Origin of the sequence: uncultured Hymenobacter sp. (assembly GCF_964243305.1) — a bacterium.
Classification (GTDB): domain Bacteria; phylum Bacteroidota; class Bacteroidia; order Cytophagales; family Hymenobacteraceae; genus Hymenobacter.
Genome location: NZ_CAXTEF010000026.1, coordinates 1 through 18,109, shown reverse-complemented (window position 1 = coordinate 18,109; position 18,109 = coordinate 1). Strand labels below are relative to the sequence as shown.

Below are 18,109 nucleotides of genomic sequence, written 5' to 3'. Positions count from 1 at the left end.
ACCTTGCGCTATGGCTCCCTTGCGTATTTACCTCGATACGTCCGTCATTGGCGGTTTTTTCGACTAGGAATTTGCTGGACCAACCCAGGCCTTGTTCGAGCGCATCGAGCGCGGCGACTTCCGGGTGTACGTGTCGGACGTTACGCGCCGCGAACTGGCTCCAGCCCCACCGCGGGTGCGCGAGCTGCTCACTGAAATTCCAACTGCTTTCTTAATTAACCTTGCCCTGACTCCCGAAGCCGAAGCGCTGGCTACTGCTTACATCGCCGGTAATGCGCTGGGAAAAGGTAGCTTGGCCGACGCGCAGCATATTGCTTTAGCTTCCGTCAACCGGCTCGACGTGCTGGTAAGCTGGAACTTCAAGCACATCGTGAACCTTGACCGTATCAGGTTCTTCCAGGCTATCAACCTGCAAAATGGCTACCCGGCCGTGGACATCCGCTCACCATTGGAATTTCTAGAGCTATGAACATCGACAAGACCCCAATCCCTGGCTTCAAGGCCGTTAATTTCTTTCGCCGGGTGAAGGACGAGCTTTCCCGCGAGATGGAAGGCAAGAGCTTCGAAGAAATCAAAACTATTTTGGAGCAGCGACGCGAAAAAGCCCAAGCGCAAGAGCATAGCCAAACAGCAGCGAGTGGCAAGGCCGCATAGGTCACAATAAAAAAGACCCCCGCGAGTGGCCCCAGAGGGCCCTATTTCCAGAATAATCCGGTATCAGACCAAGGGGAAGATAACGCATTTGGCTAGAGTTAAGTCAGGTCTTTTGAACCCAAACAACTCCCCCACAGACCGATAATTTAGCTGCGCCTATTTGGCCCTACTTACCCACGTAAGGCCCCACCACCCGCGTCCAGACGGCATACCCGGCGCGGGTCATGTGCAGCCCATCGGCCTCAAATAATTCGGGGCGGGGCCGGCCATCGGCGCCGAGCATGGGCGGGCCCACGTCGGCGAAGCGCAGCAGCTGCGGGTGCGCCGCGATGTAGTGCCGGATGAGGGCGTTGGCTTCTTGCATCCTGGGGTAGAGGGCCCAGCGCGCGAGACTAGGCTTGATGGCAATGAACACCAGCGGCGTGCGCCGCGTGGCCTCGTGGCGGCGCATGAGCTTCTCGAACGTCTGAAATGACTCGTAGACCTGCCGGGGCGTAGCGCCGGCCGCGATGTCATTGTCGCCCTCGTAGAGCACCACCAGCCGCGGGCGGTAGCGCACGACCAGCTGCTCAAAAAAGTAGTTTGCGTCGGGGAAGCGCGAGCCGCCGAAGCCGCGGTTGAGCACTGGCCGGCCCGGAAAGTCGGCGGCCAGGGTTTCCCACTTCCGAATCGAGGAGCTGCCGTAGAACAGAATTGGCGCGGCCGGGGGCGGCGTGCGGCTGTCCTGGCGGGCAAAGGCGCGCAGCTCGGCGGCCCACTGCGCGGGGTCGGGGCGCGCAGGCGTCTGGGCGAAGATGCCCAGGGCCAGCAAGAGCAGCAGCAGCGTGAAGCTGCCGGGCAGCAGGCGGCGCAAGCGTTGGGCGGGGGCAAACGGGGCAGCAGAGGTCATGGGCCTGAAAAGGTAAGGTAATTGTCGGGCGGCGGCCCAGCCGCCTCGGGCAGCGGCGGCCGGCGGCGAGTAGTGCGGGCGTTCGGCGGCTAAAAATGGCAGCCGAACGATAATATCGAATATTTCCGCCTTAACTGGCTTCGCAGGAAGGCGATGATGTTGTACTTTTCGAGCCTGAACTCTGCATATCAAGCCCCAAATTTAGTTAAAATAGTCTGATTTCATGATAAAATTTATACTCGCTGTTTTTTCCTTGCTGGCTTTCTCTGCTCAGTGCCCCAGTGCCGCCAGGGCCCTACCCCCCCCCGCGCTGCTCAACGGTCAGTGGAAGGGCCCACTCAAGCTCATGGGCGGTGAAATCACGATTCTCATCACCATCGTGCCCCTCACCAACGGCACCTACTACGCCGCCCTCGACGCGCCGCAGCAGCGCATCAGCCGGATGCCGGTGGAGGTGGAGCTGAACGAGCACAACCTGCGCCTGCGCATGGAGCAGGCCGGCAGCAGCTTCGAGGGCAAGGTTTCGGCCGACGGGGCCACTTTCACCGGCACCTGGAAGCAGCCGGGCTTCACGGCTCCGATGGTGCTGCGGCGGGCCGCGGCGGCCGTGCAGGCCGCCACCAAGCTGCGCGCCACGCCGCCCTACCGCGAGAGCGAAGTCACGTTTCAAAACCCGGTCAGCCGCCAGCGCCTGGGCGGCACGCTCACCGTGCCGGCCGGCGAAGGGCCGTTTCCGGCCGTGGTGCTGCTCTCCGATTCCGGTCCGCAGAGCCGCGACGTGGAGGTGCCCGGCTACCGCATGTTCGGGCAGCTCGCCGACTACCTCACCCGCCACGGTATCGCCGTGCTGCGCTTCGACGACCGGGGGGTAGGAAAGTCGAGCGGCACCTACGCCCAGGCTACGACGGCCGACTTCGTCACCGACGCCCGCGCCGCGCTGGCGTTTCTGCGCACCAACCCCCTGATTGCGGCTCAGCGCGTGGGCCTGCTCGGCCACGGCGAGGGCGCCAACGTGGCCCTGCTGGCCGCCGCCGCGGCGCCGGGCCGGGCGCCGGCCTTCGTGGTGTCATTGGCCGGCTACGGCCAGCCCGGCTACGAGGTGCTGCTGCGCCAGCAGGGCGAAATCATGCGCCTAATTGGGGCCGACCCCGCCCAGGTGAAAGCCGCCAGCGAGGTCTATCAGCGTACCATCAGCATCATCCGCCAGACGCCCGACAATGCCGTGGCCCGCACCAAGGTGGCGGCCCTGCTCAGCAGCGCCAACACCGGCATCGATGCCACGATGGCCCGCGCCCGCGCCGTGCAGCTCACCTCGCCCTGGTCGCGCTACTTCTTTGATTTCGACCCTCAGATTCAGCTCGACAAGGTGCAGTGCGCGGTGCTGCTGCTCAACGGCACGGCCGATTTGCAGGTCTCGGCCCGGCGCAACATGACGCCCCTTTCGCGGGCCCTGCACCGTTCGGGCCAGCCGGTGGCAGCGCACCGGCTCGACGGCGTCAACCACCTGTTTCAGCCCGCCCAGGAGGCCTGGCCGGTGGTCAACGGCGTGCAGCAGCCCACGTTTTCGGCGGAGGCGCTCAAGAGAATTCAGGACTGGGTGGCGCTACAAACCAAGGTGCCCGGCGCCCCGCAGCCCGTGACGGTGAAGCGCCCGGCCACGGCGCGCAAAGCGGCCAAGGCGCCCGTCCGCTCGCGCAGCCAGCGGGGGTAGGGCTTGGCAGCCGGCAGGGGGGTAGGGAATTGGCCGGATACGTCTGAGGTGAATCAGTGGGGCCGCGCTCCTCGCAAATACCGCCAAACCTGCTAACATTGCGCCGCTGACTGCGAAGCCAGCGGCGTTTTTGTTGTTTAAATCCTCTTCCAATTCCTTGCATGGCTGCTTCGCCCGTTCCGCGCCCGTCTGAGCCGTTTGGGGCGGGGCCGCGCTGGCGCTGGCTGCGGCGCTATTTCGGGTTTTCGCGCGGCGAGACGCGAGGCTTTATCGTCTTGCTGCTGCTGATGCTGGGGGCGGCCGTGGCGCCGCGCCTGCTGCGGCCCGCCGCGCCAGTATATGAGCCCGCGGCCGACCAGCAGGTGCTGAATCAGCTCGTGGCGCGGCTGCAAGCCGGCCGGGCGCCGGGCAGTCCCTACCCCCCCCGGGCGGGCGAAGCCGGCCGCTACGGCCCGCGCGGCAGCCGCTTTGCGCCGGTGGCGCAGGTGCGGCTGGCACCCTTCGACCCCAACCAGCTCACGGCCCTGGACTGGGAAGCCCGCGGCGTGCCGCACTTCGTGGCCGGGCGCATCGAGAAATATGGAAAAGCGGCGGGCGGCTTCCGGGCCAAAAGCCAGCTCCAGCGCATCTACGGCCTGCCCGACTCAGTGTATCAGCGGCTGGCGCCCTTCGTGCTGCTGCCCGACGAGCTGCCCCGGCGCGAGTACGGCACTAATAGCGCTAATTTTGCCCGAACGGGTCCGGGTGGCCGCCCGGATTTGCCGCCGTTTCCGGCCAGCAAGTACGCGCGCAAGCCGCGCAACCTGGCGCCGTTTGACCTGAACCAGGCCGACACCACGCAGCTGATGCAGATTCGCGGCATCGGCGCGGGCGGCGCCAAGTGGATAGTGCGGCGCCGCGACGAACTAGGCGGCTTCGTGAGCGAGGCGCAGCTGGCCGACGTGTTCGTGCTGCGCGACGCGCCCGACCTGCAGGACAGCCTGCGCAAGTACACGTTCGTAGCCGCCGGCTTTCAGCCCGCCCAACTCAACGTCAATACGGCCAGCTTCGAGGAAATGGCGCTGCATCCCTACATCGGCAAGCGGCTGGGGCGGGTCATCGTGGCCTTCCGCAAGCAGCATCCGCCGTTCCAGCAGGCCGAGGACTTGCTGCAAATTCGCATTCTGAGCGAAGAAGATCTGGCCAAGATGCGGCCCTACGTGCGCTTTGAGTAGCACGGGCTGGTGGCTGACGCTGCCTTGCTTGGTGGGGCCGGCGGTAGCGCTAGTGCGAAACTTGATTGAAGCCCTATACGAAGTAGCGTTTTAGGGGGATAGAGATAAAAAACGTTTATGCGTGATTCCGTATTTTATCCCTTCACATAATCTGTCTTAGTAAGCGCGCTCTTGGAATCCGTGCGGTTTTGGGCTTCCCTCCGAGGCGCGGCCGGCGTGGTACTTTAGATAGACAACACGCACTTTTTGTTGCTCGCCTAGTTAGGGCCGGCCGCCATACCAGCGACGCCAAACAAGAACTGGTACCCACACAAAATTAGCACGTCGACTCCTACTAACAAGGCCAGCCCGACCGCCCGACCCCACCGCCGCTGCCAAAGCCGCCACCCTAGCAGCCCTACTATCCAGGCTAGCAGCAGCAGGGTCAGCAATTCCCACGCCCAGAACAAGTAGATTGGCAAATTTCCGTCCCCCCCTCGGGACACCAGGAACACAAACGCTCCTGGTAGCAAGAAAGCTATCAAGAGGTGGGCGGCCCAAAAAAGGCGGTTAGAGAGTCGGTTGGGCATAAGCGCATTGTTTTTAACACAAGTAAAGAAGGCGTAAGCCTTTTTGCGTGTTGTAAACGACCGTTTACAGCTTGTAAAACAGTGAATAAACCTTGCTCAATGCTTCACCAGCCGCAATACCGCGCTTTCGCCGCTGGGCAGGCGCAGGCGCAGCAAGTACAGCCCGCCCGCCAGGCTGCCCAAATCGAGCGGATACCGCCAGGCGTCGGCGTCCTTCAGAGCTGTTTCGGCGCGCAGCGCGCGGCCCAGCGCGTCGTACAGATTCAGGCTGATGGGGCCGCGCTGGGCATCGGTCAGCAGCACCGTGAACTGCCCGCTGCTGGGGTTGGGCGCCACGCTCAGCGGGCTCGGGCCGCTGACCTCCACGGCTACATCGGCCGACCAGTCGGAGCAGCCGGCGGCGTTGCAGGCCCGCAGGCGGTAGAAGTGGCGGCCGGGAGCGGTTAGCACATCGTCGTAGGTGCGGGGCGCGGTGGCGGGCTGGCTGGGGGCCACGTCGGCGTAGGCGGCGGGGCTCTCCGGGGCGCGCTGAAGCTGGTAGAAGGTGGCGGCGGACGTTTCGGTCCAGGTCAGGTTGACCAGCGTGGCGCCGTCAGAGGTCAGGGCGCTGGTGGCCGTCAGGGTGGGGGTAGCGAGCTTGCCGATGATGGTAAAATCGGCGTTGGAGAGGCCGAAGAACACGTTGCCCGTGGCCCGCACCATCACCCGCGCGCGGTCGGTGGCGGGCAGGGAGGGGGGTAGGGAAAAGTCGGCCGCCCCATCGTTGGGCGTGGCCGCGGCCAACACCACCGGGTACGTCAGGCCGCCGTCCAGCGAAAGCAGAATATCCACGCGGCCCGCGCTGATGGGCGCGGCGGTGGTGCCGGCCACGTCCCAGCTCACCGCGGCCGGCATCCCCGCCTGCCAGGCCGGGGCGCCCGCGCCGGGCGCCAGCACCCGAAACGGGCCCGCCGTGGCCACCACCGCCAGGCTGGTCGAGTCGTAGGCCAGGCCGCTGCCATCGGGGCGGTTGTCGCGGGCGACGAAGCGGAAGCGCAGGCGCCGGCCGTAGTCGGGCAGCTGCTCGCCCAGCGTCTGGGTGTTGGTGAGCAAGTCGAAAAGCTGCGGGAAATAGCGGGTGGGCGAGGGCACCGGCGCAAACGTCCGGAACAGCGGCGCCGAGCCGCTGGGGCTGGCAATGGGCGTTTCGGCCCCCAGGTCCACTTCCTCCCAGCTATACGTCAGCGCGTCGCCGTCGGGGTCGGTGGCCGTGCCGGTGAGCACGAAGGGCGTGCTCTTCGGGATGAAGTAGTAGGGCCCGGCCACGGGCACGGGCGGCCGGTTGGCGGTCGTGGTGCTGGTGCCGCAGCTGGCGGGGCCGTCCACGTAGGCCCGGATTTCGTCGCGGCTGACGGAGAGAAAGTAGGGGTCGGAGTTGAGCTGCACGTTTTCCGGCGCGCAGATGCCGGCGTAGGCCATGATGCTGGTGCCGCTGCCCGGCTCGTAGGCCGTGTCGGGGTTGCGGTTGCCCTCGCCGCAGAGCTGCCGGGTGCTGTGAAAAGTGTGGTGGGCGCCAAACTGGTGGCCCATCTCGTGGGCCACGTAGTCGATGTCGAAGGCGTCGCCGCTGGGGTTTTGCAGGCCGCTCACGCCCTTGGCCTTGTTTTGATTGTTGCAGGCGGCCGGCGTGAAGGCAATGCCCGCCCCGCCGGTGCTGAACACGTGGCCGATGTCGTAGTTGGCCGGGCCGATAAGGCGGTCGGTGTTCTGCTGGTTCTGGCTGAGTAGGGCGTCGCCGTTGGCGTTGGTGTAGGCCGGGCTGGGCTGGGGGCCGGTGCCGCTCAGAAACACGAGCTGGTCGTTGTTGGCCACCAGCACCAGGCGCAAAGCCAGCTCCTTTTCATAAACGCCATTCACCCGGTTCACCGACGAGACGATGGCCGCCAGCGCGCCGGCCACGGTGTTGCCCTTGGTCAGGGCGTACTCGGGCGTGCAGGCCACCGCCAGCCGGAACGTGCGCCGCACCACGGGCTCATCGTCGGCCGTTTCCAGCCGCGCCGCGCCGGTTGCTTTGGGTTGGGCGCCGGCCGCGCTCCGGGCCTGGCATTGCCAGCCAGTGAGGGGGGTAGAGAACTGGTCAGTTTTGTAGAAAACCCGGTGGTGCACCGTGTCGCCCCCGGCCACCGGGTCGAGGTACCAGGCGCGGCCGGTGGCGGGCAGCACCTGGGCATGGAAGCCGGCCGGCGACACGTCGAGCCGGGCCACGGCGCCGGGCGTGTCGAGGCTGAAGCCCCGGTAGGTTCTAATCTGCGGAAAGCGCGCCGCCAGCGCCGGCGCCATCACTGCCACCTGCCGCACTCGAAACCGCTCGGTGCCGCCCCCCGGCCGGGGCAGGGCAATGACGACGCCCGCCCCGGCTGCGGCAGGGTTGGCGGCGGCCGGGGGGGTAGGGATTTCGGCCGGCGCGGCCTGCAAGGCCGCGCGCACGGCACTCAGCTGCACCGTCAGGGGCCGGAAGTGGCGCAGCGCCCCGCTGGCCGGGGTGCGGCCGGCGCCCGGCGCGCGCGCGTCGTCGGCCCAGAGCGCGCGCTGGGCAGTGGCGGCCAGCGGCAGGAGCGGCAGGAGCAGCGCGGGCAGTAGGCGTTTTAGCATGAGAAAGCGGGGAGTTAGCAGCAGTGGAGCGGAGCCGGGACCAAATTAAGGCCGCGGGCCTCAGGTTTCTCGCTACGCAACAGCCAATGTTCAGCCGGCGGCGGCAACCAGCCGGCAGAAGAAACTGGCCATCCGCCGCCGAAAAATAGCCGCCTGTCCGGCTGCTTTCTCACTTATTTGCCCTTCTTTTCAGGGAAGGGGGTAGGGAATAGGGGCCCACTGGCTTTCGCAGTATGAAGAGATATCGACCCACAAACCTTGTGAAAATCAACGCGCCATCTTGCCCAAATCCCCGGCCTTGAGCTGCTCACTGCTTGCCATCAACGGGCAGCAGTACCTGGTAAGAATTCCAAAACTCCTCGCGATAAGGCACCTTGGCATCCACTTCCATCAGCGTCGTTTGCAGCACCTGCGGCCGGGCCAGCTCCACGCTGGTGGTGAGCAGCTCGTGAGTATCCTGCCACTGGTGCTTCTGCTGGCTGTCGCGCAGCACAAGGTCCGTGGTTGACTCCCGCCGGGCGTATTTAAGGAAGTAGGTGCCCTTTACTTCTTCGTACTGGTATACGTCGTGGTGCTTGGCGTAATGGGTAGCGGGCTGCGTGAGGCCGAAGCGCTTGAAGTGCTTGGCCTTGGTCAGCTCATAGGGGCTGCGCGTGGTGAAGGCCTCGTATTTGACGACCGCGAAATTCTCGGTGTCCACGTAGACGGTTCCCTCGTAGGAGTCAGGCGCCGGGTAGCCGTAGGGCGTGGTGAAGGCGTTGGGCCGGTTGCACACGAACCCGACCTCGTACACCGAGCGATTATTGTACTGCGTCTGGCCCTTGAGCGTCAGCGTGTACTTGCGCATGGCGCCGGCTTCCAGCGGGTTGCGGGTGGTCAGGACGGGGTCGTCGCTCCACAGCAGCCAAAACTCGGGCGGCGCTTGGTACCCCGCTATCGTGGGGTCGCCGGATTTGCGCTGCTGCCGGATTTGCAGGAAGCGCTGCTTGCTGGCGTGCTCCCAGCTGCCGCGGCGGTAGCCTTCCTGGTCGTAGAAGTCCAGCGCCGCTTCCTGCTGCGCCCGCAGCGAGTCGCCGCGCCGGTACTGCGCCCGCGAGTAAAGCTGCATACTGTGGGCCTGCTGCGGGTAGTTGGCCGGGATGTGCTCGCGGGCGTTGCGCAAAATGGCCTCGGCGCTCAGCGGCGCCCGCACGATGACGTCGCCCAGCATGTGGTCCTGCGGCGCCAATTCAACAGTGAGCGCCTGGCCCGGCGGCTGCCGGGCCAGCGCCCGCCGCACCGCGCCGTAGCCGATGCAGGAAATCTGCACCGTATCGCGCGCGTGCCGCGGGCACGAACAGGGCAAATTCGCCCGCCAGGTTCGTGACCGTGCCCGTGGCCGTGCCCCGGATGCCCACGCTGGCAAACGCGACAGCAGTGCCGGTTTTGGCGTCGCGCACCTGCCCCCGCAGCTGGCGCCCCGTCACGGGTGCGCCCGCCACGGTGCCGGCCGCCAGGCGGGTGGTGGGCCGCATGGTGCGGGTAAAGAACAGGCCATCGAACACCTGCCCCCAGGGCGCCCGCAAGGGCAGGTAGCCCAGCGGCGAAGCGTAGTAAGTGCTGCCAGCGGGGCTGTCGCGCAGACTCACAAACCCCACGGCGCAGCCCTGCTGTTGAAAGGCAGCCTCTATGCTGCCGGGTGGCGGCGTAAGCACCGCATGGAGATAGGTTGTGTCGCTGGTTCGGCCGTAAGTGCCCTCGTAAGCCACGAAGCCCAGCGCATATACCTGATTGCCCAGCTTGTCCTTCACCAATTGCCCCATCGGCACGGCTCCGCTCAGCAGCTTGCGCGCTGACACCGGCTCGTCCTCGTCCTCTTCCCCCACGTGCTGCTGGGCCTGCAAGCGGCGCACGTAGGTGGCCGTCACGGCATCGTCCAACTCAATTTGCTCGATTCGGTTGGCCAAATGGTAGGAAGCGGCCCACACAATAATCCTGGGGTGCTCGGGCTGCCGGGCCAGAAACAGCAGGTTGTCGGCCAGGAGCGCATCGCGCGAGTTCTGCGCCACTTCTTTCCGGCCGCGGGCGGCAGATTTCTCATCCTGCTGGTAGCGGGCCGTGGTCTGAAGCCACTGCTGCCAGAAATGGACCCGACCGGCCTGGGCCGGCTGGTGAGCCGCGATGTAGGCCAGCGAGGCGCGGGTGCGCCAAAACCAGCGTGCCAACGCCACAGTATCGGCGGGGTGCAGCAGCTCTTGCTTGAAGTCGCCGCCCGAAAGCTCGGCCAGCAGTTCCTGCGCCGGGTAAAAATCGGCTTCTTTCCACTTCGTGCGCCGGTCCAGGGCCACGAAGCCGCGCAGCTCCGGCAGCAGCTGCTCAGCCGTGTACTCGCCGGAGAACTGACAATCAAAGCCCGCCAGCTGAAGTTTCGGGTGCGTGCCCAGGTAGGCGGCCAGGGCCTCAAACTCGGCCGTGCCCGACCAGATGCCTTCGTACACGGACTTTTGCAGCACCGGCAGCACCGGCTTTCCCGCCGCTATTTCCCGACTTGCCTTATCCAGCGCGTACATGTCGCCCTCAAAGGCGAGCGTGGTAAAGCCCAGCGAGTCGTGCAGGTAGCGAATCAGATCAATCTTGGCCTCGAACGTTGCGCCGTCGTAGTGCGTCTGCTCGCCCAGCATCACGATGCGCGCCCCGCCGATGGCCTTGCGCAGCGGCGCGTAGTCGCGGGGTGCGTCCGGGGCCAGGCAAACCAAGGGCGGCAGGGTTGGCGCCGGGCGGGGGGGTAGGGACTGGCTCCGCGCCGCGAGGCAGCCGAGGCCGCTGAGCAGAAAAATCAGCCCCTGCCGCAGCCACTGGCAGCGCGCTAAATCGCTCATCCGTCAAAGGGTTGTTTTGGGAGGCAAAAACTAGGAAGAAGCCACTAGCTGCTCTTCGTTTTTGCCCAACGTCGTAGCTGCTGAATTCAGTGCTGACTTATTCACAAAACTTACTCACAAACTCAATTACGCATCCGTTTTCACCAGCACGACCTGCGCCTTGTCGGCGATGCTGATTTTGCGGCGAAAGTCCACGTAGGCGGGGTAGGCCGAGGCAGGCAGCTGGGCGCGGCGCAGCTCCAGGCGGCGCACGTATTGCACGGTGCCATCGGGCAGGGCCGTGAACTGGCTGGCGTAGGTGCCGTAGGGCGTGCTGAAGCTCAGGCCGGCGGGCAGCGTTTCGGCCCGGAACCCGACCGGCAGGTGCAGGCGCACGGTGTCGGCGTGCAGGCTGGCGGTGGGCAGCCAGAGGGGAGCCTGCCGGGCGCCCACGGCGGGCGGCAGGGCGGGCAGACGGCTGAGCAGGTTGGGCGTCAGAAACACGCGCTTGCCGGCCGGCGGCGCGTAGGCCGGCAAACTTAGGCCCAGCGTCTCGACCACGGCCGGTCCGGCCGATGCGACCAAGGCGGCCGGGCGCGGGCCGGCGGCGAGGCTGAACTTGGTGAGCGTGAAGGTGGGCAGGCTCAGGTGCTCGGACACGTACTTTTTCTGCTCGGCCGGGGCCAGCTCGTGCAGCAGGTGGGCGTAGTGGTCCTGCTCCTGGCCGGTGCGCAAGGTGCGCACGCTGGCCGTGGCGTTGCCCGTCGCATCCAGAAACACCTCCAGGCGGCGCTCGCGGCGGTTGTGCTGGGCGGTGTAGCGCGGCGTGGATACCAGCTGCCCGCCCAGCGGCGTGAGCAGCAGCGCGTGGCGGTTGCCGGTGAACGAGCCCAGGTAGTTGAACGCCTCGCTCTGGCTTGTGCACTCCAGCCACACGGTGTCGGCGGGCGCCGACTTGGTAGCGGCCAGCGGCGCGCACAGAATCACGTGATTAAAATGGCTGACGGGGAAGTCGGGCGCCACGTCGGGCTGGTCGGTGCCGGCGGCCACCAGGGCCACGTAGGCGGGCACGCCGGCCGCCGCCAGCAGGGCTTTGGTGTAGTTGCTCAGGGCCTTGCAGTCGCCGTAGCCGCTAGCACTCACAGCCTGCGCGGTGCCGGTCTGCCAGCCGCCCAGGCCCAGCTGCACGCTCACGTAGCGGGTGCTGCCTTGCAGCAGCTCATACACTCGTTGGATGCGGGCGCGGGCGTCGGGCGCGTCTTTGACCAGGGCCAGCACCTTGGCGGCCAGGGCCGGCGGCAGCTGGTCGCGGCCGGCATTCAGCTCGTAGTTCCACAAGCCCAGGCGCTGCCAGCTGGCCTGCGAGCCGGCGTGGCCCTGCACCACGAACGCGTCGGCGGCCAGCAGCACCGAGGGCGCCGTCACCGACAGGGGCGGGGCGGCGGGCTCGTCCTCGTCGAGGGCGGGCAGCTCGCGCAGCTCCCACTGGTAGGTTTGCTGGCTGTTGGCATCCGAGCGGGCGGCGGTCACGCCGGTTGGCAGCTGCCGCTCCTGGTAGCGCAGAGGCAGGCCGGCGGGCGTCGTCACGCGCAGCGTGGCCTGCTCCACGGCCAGGCCAGCCTGGTTTTGGGGCCGCCAGGCCGGGTAGAACAGCAGGTTATCGGACACGATTTCGTAGTCGAACTCTACCGTGTAGGGCCCGGTGGGCTGGCGCAGGTCGGCCCAGCGCACGCGGTCGTCGGTTTGCAGGCTGAAGCCGTCGCTGCTGCTCTGGTCGTGCACTTCCGCGGCCCGCAGCTGGTGCAGCAGGCGGCCGGCCTCGTCGTACACGGCCCCGCGCAGGTAGCTCAGCGAGCGGAGCTGGTCGTAGCCCACGCCAAACTGGCCGAAATCGGCTCCGGCCCCATCGAGCACCGTCACCACGCGGTGCACGGTGTGCACGAGGCGGCTGGCGTTTTTAATGACGACCTGCTCATTCTGGGCGCGCAGCACGGCGTGGGCATTTTCGCGCAGCGCCGCCGGAATGACGCTGACCGGGTATTTGGGTTCCGACGCCCGCCGCGAATTCCCTACCCCCCGCTTTTCCAACCAAGCCGCCCCCGCGTTGGCGCGGGCGAGGGGGGTAGGGACTGCGGCCGCGCTGGTTGCGGGCACGGCGGACTGGAGAGCTTGTTTCGCCGCTGATAAATGAAGGCCGGGGCCGGACGCAGCCAGCAGCACTGAGCCGCTCAGCAGGCCTAAAGTAGCGAGGTAGGTAGTATAAAAGGGGCGCATCAAGCTTTCTTTTTGATAATTAATTTCTCGGCCTGCTTGGTCAGCATCAGCCGGTAGAGGTCGCGCAGGTGGGCGTATTCGGCGGCCGGGTACACGGTCTTGCGCAGGTTCAGGCGGCTGGTGAGCTGCACGGCCGGCCCAGTATTGACGACCGCGAACGTGAAGCGCCCGCCCTCGTCGGGCAGGTTCACGACCAGGGCTTTGGGCACTTCGGCCAGCTCGTAGCCGGCGGGCAAGGTAAGGGTGAGCAGGCGGGTTTCGTCGCGGGCGGCGCCGAAATCAACGGGCAGGCGGCGCTCGGTGGCCGGAAACGGATTAGACGCCAGGCTCAGCGCGGCAAACGGGCTCAGGTAGAGCTGCCCGGCCGGGGCGGTGGCGCCCGCGTCGGCGTCTTCGGCCGGCTCCGAGAAGGCGTAGTTTACTTGCAGCGGCTTGCTCAGGTCCTCGCGGCTGCCGATGGCTGCCGCCGGCACGCTGCCGCCGGCGTGGGCGGCGGTGCGGGCGACCAGGTATTTTTTCTCGCCCAGCCGGGTCAGCTCGTCGCGCTCATCGGCCGCGGCGTAGCCGCCGTACTCCTCGTGCACCTGCCCGCTCAGGGCGCCACTGGCGGCCAGCGTGAGCTGCACCTGCTGAAAAAACACGTGGCGCTGGCTCGGCGTCAGGTCAACCCAGCGGCCTTCGTCGGGGGCGGGCGCAATCAGGCGGCCGGTGCGGTTGAGGCAGCGGGCGGGCAGCACGCCGCAGGGCAGCAAGGGTTCGGTGGCGTCGACCAGCAGTTCCCTACCCCCCTCCAGCGCCACCAAGGCAATCACGTAGTTGAATTTCTCGACCAGCGGAAAGTCGCGGCTCACCTGCCCGTGGTCGCGGGTGCTGAGCAGCACGGGCTGGGCCGGCAAACCCGCATCGCGCAGGGCGGCCAGCAGCAGCAGGTTCACGTCGGCCGAGGTGCCGCGGTGCGCCTCGAAGGCCCGCTTGAGCGAGCCCTCGGTGTAGAGGCGGTTCTGCCCGTCGTAGCGCACGCTCTGCATGACGACTTCGCGCACGGCCGCCGCGCGTTGGGCCGCGTCGGGGTATTTGGCGGCCAGCGCCTGCATCTGCGCCTTGAGGAAGTCGCCGCGCCCCAGCTGGGCCCCGAAATTATCATCGAGCAGCAGCTCCGAGTTGATTTTGCCCCAGTTGCCGGCCACGGCCTGGTAGCCCTGGCCCGGCAGCCGGAAGCCGGCCATCTCGAAGTCGATTTTGGCCACGTAGTCGGCCGGCGTGGTCATGAAGGGCTCGTCGGGCAGGGCCGGCAAGTCCTTCATTACCCAGCGGTGGCTGATGACGCGGGCCGTGGTGGTTTCGCTGCTGGGCGCCTCGCGCTGCGTGCCGAAGCCGCTGCCCGAAAAGCCGCCCGACATATTCTGGGTGAACTGCGCGGCGCTCTCCTCCTTGGTCTGGATGGCCGGGGCGTAGTAGCCCTGCATGAGCATCTTGTAGTCGAAATACTCCGGGATGTTGGCCCGGAACTCGCTCCAGCGCACCAGAATCTCGCGCTGAAAGGTCCAGTCCTGGAAGTTGAACAGAAAGTCCGACGTCACGGTGTAGGCGTATTCAAGCACGGCACCTTCGCGCACGTTGGGCAGGGTGAACTTGCGCACCCGCAGGTTTTTGCTGCGCTCCTCGGTGAACGTGTTGGCCGATTCGAGCTTGGTTTTCACCACCTGCCCGTTCACCAGATTGTAGGTGAAGCCGCGCAGGCCGCTGATTTTTTCTTCGCTGCTGCCGCGGTGGAAGAGCGGCACGCGCACCGTGGCCGCGTCGTAGCCCGCTTTCCGGAGAATCTTGAGGCGCGTCACCCGGTCACTTTCCAGCTTGAAGCCCTCGCTGGTGTATACGAAGCGCGTCACGCCGTAGTCGCAGAGCACGACGGCCGCCGCGGCGCTGTCCTGGGCGAAGGGGGCGGCCGTCAGGTCCTTGGGGTCAATCTTGCCGAGCTTCATCGGCTCGGGTTGGGCCTGGGCGGCGGTGGGGCGCAGCAGCAGCGCGGGCAGCATTAGCACGCCGGCCGTGGCCGATAATGATAGGGGTAGGCGTCCACCCATATAAGCGAAAACAAAAAGAAGTTGGTGAATAGATATTTGCCGCAAGATAGGCGGCTCAACCCTCAGTTACCAACTGCTGTTTGTTTATCGACTAAAAAAAGGCAACCTGCTGACTATCAAAGCCGACGGGCTGGAGAAAAAGCCTGTTTCAGCGCCGCATTATACCAGCCACGTTATACTATTTGCTCGGCGGCCGGCGCGGGCTCCTGCTCGGCCGGCTGCCGGGCGGCGGCCCCCGGCGTATCGGTGGGCACCAGGGCCAGGTAAGCGACGGCAGCCAGCACCACGGCCAGGCTCAGGCCGTGCACGAGGGGTAGGCGGGCGGGCTGATTATCGAACACCCAGCCCGCCAGCAGCGCGCCCAGCCCGATGCCCACTTCCAGGGCCACGTACATGGTGGCCACGGCCCGGCCGCGGTACTGCGGGTGGCTCAAATCCACGGTCCAGGCGTAGAGCGTGGGCGAGTTCAGGCCGGTGCCGATGCCGAATACCACTGCCGCCCCCAGAAAGCCCGCCGGCGTGGCCCCGAACGTGAGCAAAGCCAGCGACCCAGCCAGCACCGCCGCCGACCAGCGCAGCACCCGCACCCGCCCCAGCCGGTCGGAGGCGCGGCCCGCCAGCAGCCGCACCGTCAGGCTAGAAACGGTGTAGGCGATGTAGAACAGGCCGCGGTTGGTCAGCCCCAGCAGCCGGCTTTGGTCGGGCACCACCGTCAGCACCGCCCCGAACGGAAACAGGCACAGCAAGGTCACCAGGGCCGGGCGCAGCACCCGCGGCTCAATGATTTCTTCCAGCCGCAGGCGCAGCAGGCTCCAGCGGAAGGGTTGGCGCTGCGGGGGGGGTAGGGTTTCGGTGAGCGTGCCCTGTACCAAGACTGAAACCAGCGCGAAAGCCGAGGAGCAGTAAAACAGCACATTAAGCGAGAAGTGCGACACGACCCAGTCGCCCAGCGCCGGCCCGGCCGCCATGCCGATGGTGCCCGTCACGCCCAGCAGCCCCATCGCCTCGCCGCGCCGCTCGACGGGCACGATGTCGGCAATGAAGGCGGCCGTGCCGGTGGGCTTGAAGCCGGTGCTGAAGCCGTGCAGCAGCCGCAGCCCCAGAAACCCGGCCACCGTCAGCGCCCACGGATAAATCAGCCCGCACACCACGCAGACCAGCGAGCCAAACACCATCACCGGGATGCGCCCCACGGTGTCGGCCAGCTTGCCTGAAAATGGCCGCGAGATGGCCGCCGTCAGCGTAAACATGGCGATGATAAACCCTTTGTAATCAGCGCCGCCGAGCTGGGTGAGGTGGTCGGGCAAGGCCGGCAGCAGTAGGTTGAAGCTTAGAAAAAACAGAAACGACGACAAGCACATCAGCCAGAAGCCAACGGAATAGGAGCGAAAGGGCATGGGGCAAAGGTCGGGAGTTTGGCACGGGCCGCCGCCCCGCCGGGCCCGCGCCGGCCGAAAGCAGCTCAACCGTAATTTAGCGCCTGAGCTGCCGTCAGGACGGGTGCCGGCAAGACAGGTGGCGTTCAGAATAAGCAGCTTACCTGACCCGGCAGGTTGTGCGGCTTGCTTGTCATCCGTAATTTTCCGCCGTACTTTTCGCCGTGGACCGGGGTGCGGTCCTTTGTTTCTCCTTATGCCGCCCACTCCCGATTCGCTGCTGCCGCCCGATGAGCTTGAGCGCCTGCGCACGCTGCGCCGCTACGACATCGAGCAGTCGCTCAACGAGCCCGTCTTCGACGCCTTCGTCAACCTGGCAACTCGTTTGTTCCGCACGCCCATCTCCCTCGTGGCCCTGGTTGAAGAGGACGAGGTGCTTTATCCGGGCAACCAAGGCCTGCCCGGACTCGCTGGCCAGCCCCGCGGGGAGGCAATCTGCTCGGTGGTCGTGCAGCAAAACAAAGCCGTGGTCATCACCGATTTGGCCATCGACGACCCTGGGCTGCTAACGGAAGCGGCCTACGCGGCGGCCTGGGCCAAGGGGTTGCGCTTCTACGCCGGCGCGCCCGTGCGGATGCCCGACCAGCGCAGCATCGGCACGCTGTGCGTGATTGACCGCCAGCCCCGTAGCTTCAGCCCCGCCGAGCAGCAGGCCCTGAGCCAGGTGGCCGAGCTGATGGGGCAAACCATTGCCGTGCGGCACCTGTGCCTGAGCGACCCCGAGCTGGGCGCCGCCCGCTGGCAAATCCTGCGCGCCGTGGTGCAGGAGCAGCTCGAAGCGCTGGTTATTCTTGTCCGGTATCTGTCGGCCCGCGACTCTACGGCCGATAATTACCTGGAGTCCACCACCGCCCGCCTCAACGACCTGCGCCGCGCCCTCGCCGACTACCGGCAGCAGCTTGACTACCGGCAGCACTAGCGCGCGGCACTGGCCCGCAACCACTGGCAGTCCAATCCGAAAACAACGCGGACCCGCCACGCCAACTCTATGCTACGCCAGGCTCACGCTACGCCAGCCGGCGCAGGGCCGCTTCGTAGCGCCCCGCCGCGCCCTCATCATAGGCCAGAAACAACGTCGGCTCAATCAGCTCCAACTCCATAAGCAAAAGTTCGCCCTCGACTTCCACGCCATCAACGCGGGCGTAGAGACAGCCGGGCGCGAAGCGCGCCACCAGCGCATCGGCCGTGGCGCGCAGGGCCGGCGGGGGGGACGCGGCCCTGGTGTCGGACCCAAAATAGAGCTGCACCCGGAATTCGCCGCGCTTGGGCGTCTTGAGCACGCAATGGCTGAACTCGCCGCCGAAGTACAGCAGCGACCACTCGCCCGGCGCCTGAATCTGGGGCAGGAAGGGCTGGGCCAGAAAGTCCTCCGCCGCCAGCAGCGCCGTCAGGGCCGGCGTCTGCGCCGCGGCCTGGACGCGGGTCAGGGCAAAGGTGTTCTTGGCGCCGCCGCTCACGGCGGGCTTCACGACCAGCTTTTCAGCCTGGAATTCGGCAAAAAGCTCTTCGGCCTCGAATGCGCTGCCCCGCGCGAGCCAGCGCGTGGGCACGATGCGAAACCCCGCCGCTTCGATGTCGCGCAAATAGCGCTTGTCGGCGTTCCAGCGCACAATCGCCAGCGGGTTCCAAATCCCTACCCCCTGCTTTTCGAGCAAGTCGAGCCAGTGGTAAAACTCCTCAATGCGGTCGAAATAATCCCAGGGCGACTTGAGCACCACGGCATCGTAGGCGCGCCAGTCCACGGCGGGGTCGGTCTGTACGCTTCCCTAAATAGGAAGCCAGTTTGGAGTAGAGAAAGGCGTACTTTCAC

The 18,109-nt window shown here is 66.4% G+C and carries 13 protein-coding genes; 5 read left to right on the top strand and 8 right to left on the bottom strand.

Annotated elements, in window-relative coordinates:
- The first annotated feature begins 91 nt into the window (after positions 1–91).
- On the top strand, positions 92–469 hold the full coding sequence (locus ACFE70_RS14205) for a hypothetical protein (RefSeq protein WP_375418421.1): 378 nt from the start codon (positions 92–94) through the stop codon (positions 467–469).
- The gene (locus ACFE70_RS14200) at positions 466–654 is read left to right on the top strand and encodes a hypothetical protein (RefSeq protein ID WP_375418420.1); all 189 of its coding nucleotides are present in this window, start codon (positions 466–468) and stop codon (positions 652–654) included. The genes ACFE70_RS14205 and ACFE70_RS14200 overlap by 4 nt, the downstream gene beginning before the upstream one ends.
- Before the next feature lie 166 nt (positions 655–820).
- Here ACFE70_RS14200 and ACFE70_RS14195 read toward each other — a convergent pair whose 3' ends face one another.
- Positions 821–1,543: an SGNH/GDSL hydrolase family protein gene (locus tag ACFE70_RS14195; RefSeq protein ID WP_375418419.1), complete on the bottom strand. Its 723-nt coding sequence runs from the start codon at positions 1,541–1,543 to the stop codon at positions 821–823.
- Positions 1,544–1,796: 253 nt separating this feature from the next.
- Here ACFE70_RS14195 and ACFE70_RS14190 point away from each other — a divergent pair, with 253 nt between their 5' ends.
- Positions 1,797–3,254 (top strand): alpha/beta hydrolase family protein, encoded by a 1,458-nt coding sequence (locus tag ACFE70_RS14190; protein WP_375418418.1) that lies wholly within the window; start codon positions 1,797–1,799, stop codon positions 3,252–3,254.
- Positions 3,255–3,415: 161 nt separating this feature from the next.
- Entirely contained in the window at positions 3,416–4,468 is a 1,053-nt protein-coding gene (locus ACFE70_RS14185; protein ID WP_375418417.1) for a ComEA family DNA-binding protein, read from the top strand.
- Positions 4,469–5,133: 665 nt separating this feature from the next.
- On the opposite strand, the gene ACFE70_RS14180 is transcribed toward ACFE70_RS14185, so the two are convergent.
- From ACFE70_RS14180 to ACFE70_RS14155, 6 genes are all read right to left on the bottom strand, one after another.
- The gene (locus ACFE70_RS14180) at positions 5,134–7,668 is read right to left on the bottom strand and encodes a reprolysin-like metallopeptidase (RefSeq protein ID WP_375418416.1); all 2,535 of its coding nucleotides are present in this window, start codon (positions 7,666–7,668) and stop codon (positions 5,134–5,136) included.
- A 307-nt stretch (positions 7,669–7,975) separates the two neighbouring features.
- Positions 7,976–8,977: a hypothetical protein gene (locus ACFE70_RS14175; protein WP_375418415.1), complete on the bottom strand. Its 1,002-nt coding sequence runs from the start codon at positions 8,975–8,977 to the stop codon at positions 7,976–7,978.
- Positions 8,898–10,526: an erythromycin esterase family protein gene (locus ACFE70_RS14170; protein WP_375418414.1), complete on the bottom strand. Its 1,629-nt coding sequence runs from the start codon at positions 10,524–10,526 to the stop codon at positions 8,898–8,900. Before ACFE70_RS14170 ends, ACFE70_RS14175 begins: the two co-directional genes overlap by 80 nt.
- Before the next feature lie 126 nt (positions 10,527–10,652).
- The gene (locus ACFE70_RS14165) at positions 10,653–12,779 is read right to left on the bottom strand and encodes a DUF3857 domain-containing protein (protein WP_375418451.1); all 2,127 of its coding nucleotides are present in this window, start codon (positions 12,777–12,779) and stop codon (positions 10,653–10,655) included.
- A complete protein-coding gene (locus ACFE70_RS14160) occupies positions 12,779–14,863 on the bottom strand; it encodes a transglutaminase domain-containing protein (RefSeq protein ID WP_375418413.1) in 2,085 nt (694 codons plus the stop codon). Before ACFE70_RS14160 ends, ACFE70_RS14165 begins: the two co-directional genes overlap by 1 nt.
- Before the next feature lie 173 nt (positions 14,864–15,036).
- A complete protein-coding gene (locus tag ACFE70_RS14155; protein ID WP_375418412.1) occupies positions 15,037–16,260 on the bottom strand; it encodes an MFS transporter in 1,224 nt (407 codons plus the stop codon).
- A gap of 235 nt (positions 16,261–16,495) precedes the next feature.
- On the opposite strand from ACFE70_RS14155, the gene ACFE70_RS14150 reads away from it, so the two are divergent.
- Positions 16,496–17,218: a GAF domain-containing protein gene (locus ACFE70_RS14150; protein WP_375418411.1), complete on the top strand. Its 723-nt coding sequence runs from the start codon at positions 16,496–16,498 to the stop codon at positions 17,216–17,218.
- Positions 17,219–17,306: 88 nt separating this feature from the next.
- On the opposite strand, the gene ACFE70_RS14145 is transcribed toward ACFE70_RS14150, so the two are convergent.
- The gene (locus ACFE70_RS14145) at positions 17,307–18,041 is read right to left on the bottom strand and encodes a RimK family alpha-L-glutamate ligase (protein ID WP_375418410.1); all 735 of its coding nucleotides are present in this window, start codon (positions 18,039–18,041) and stop codon (positions 17,307–17,309) included.
- Positions 18,042–18,109: the final 68 nt, after the last annotated feature.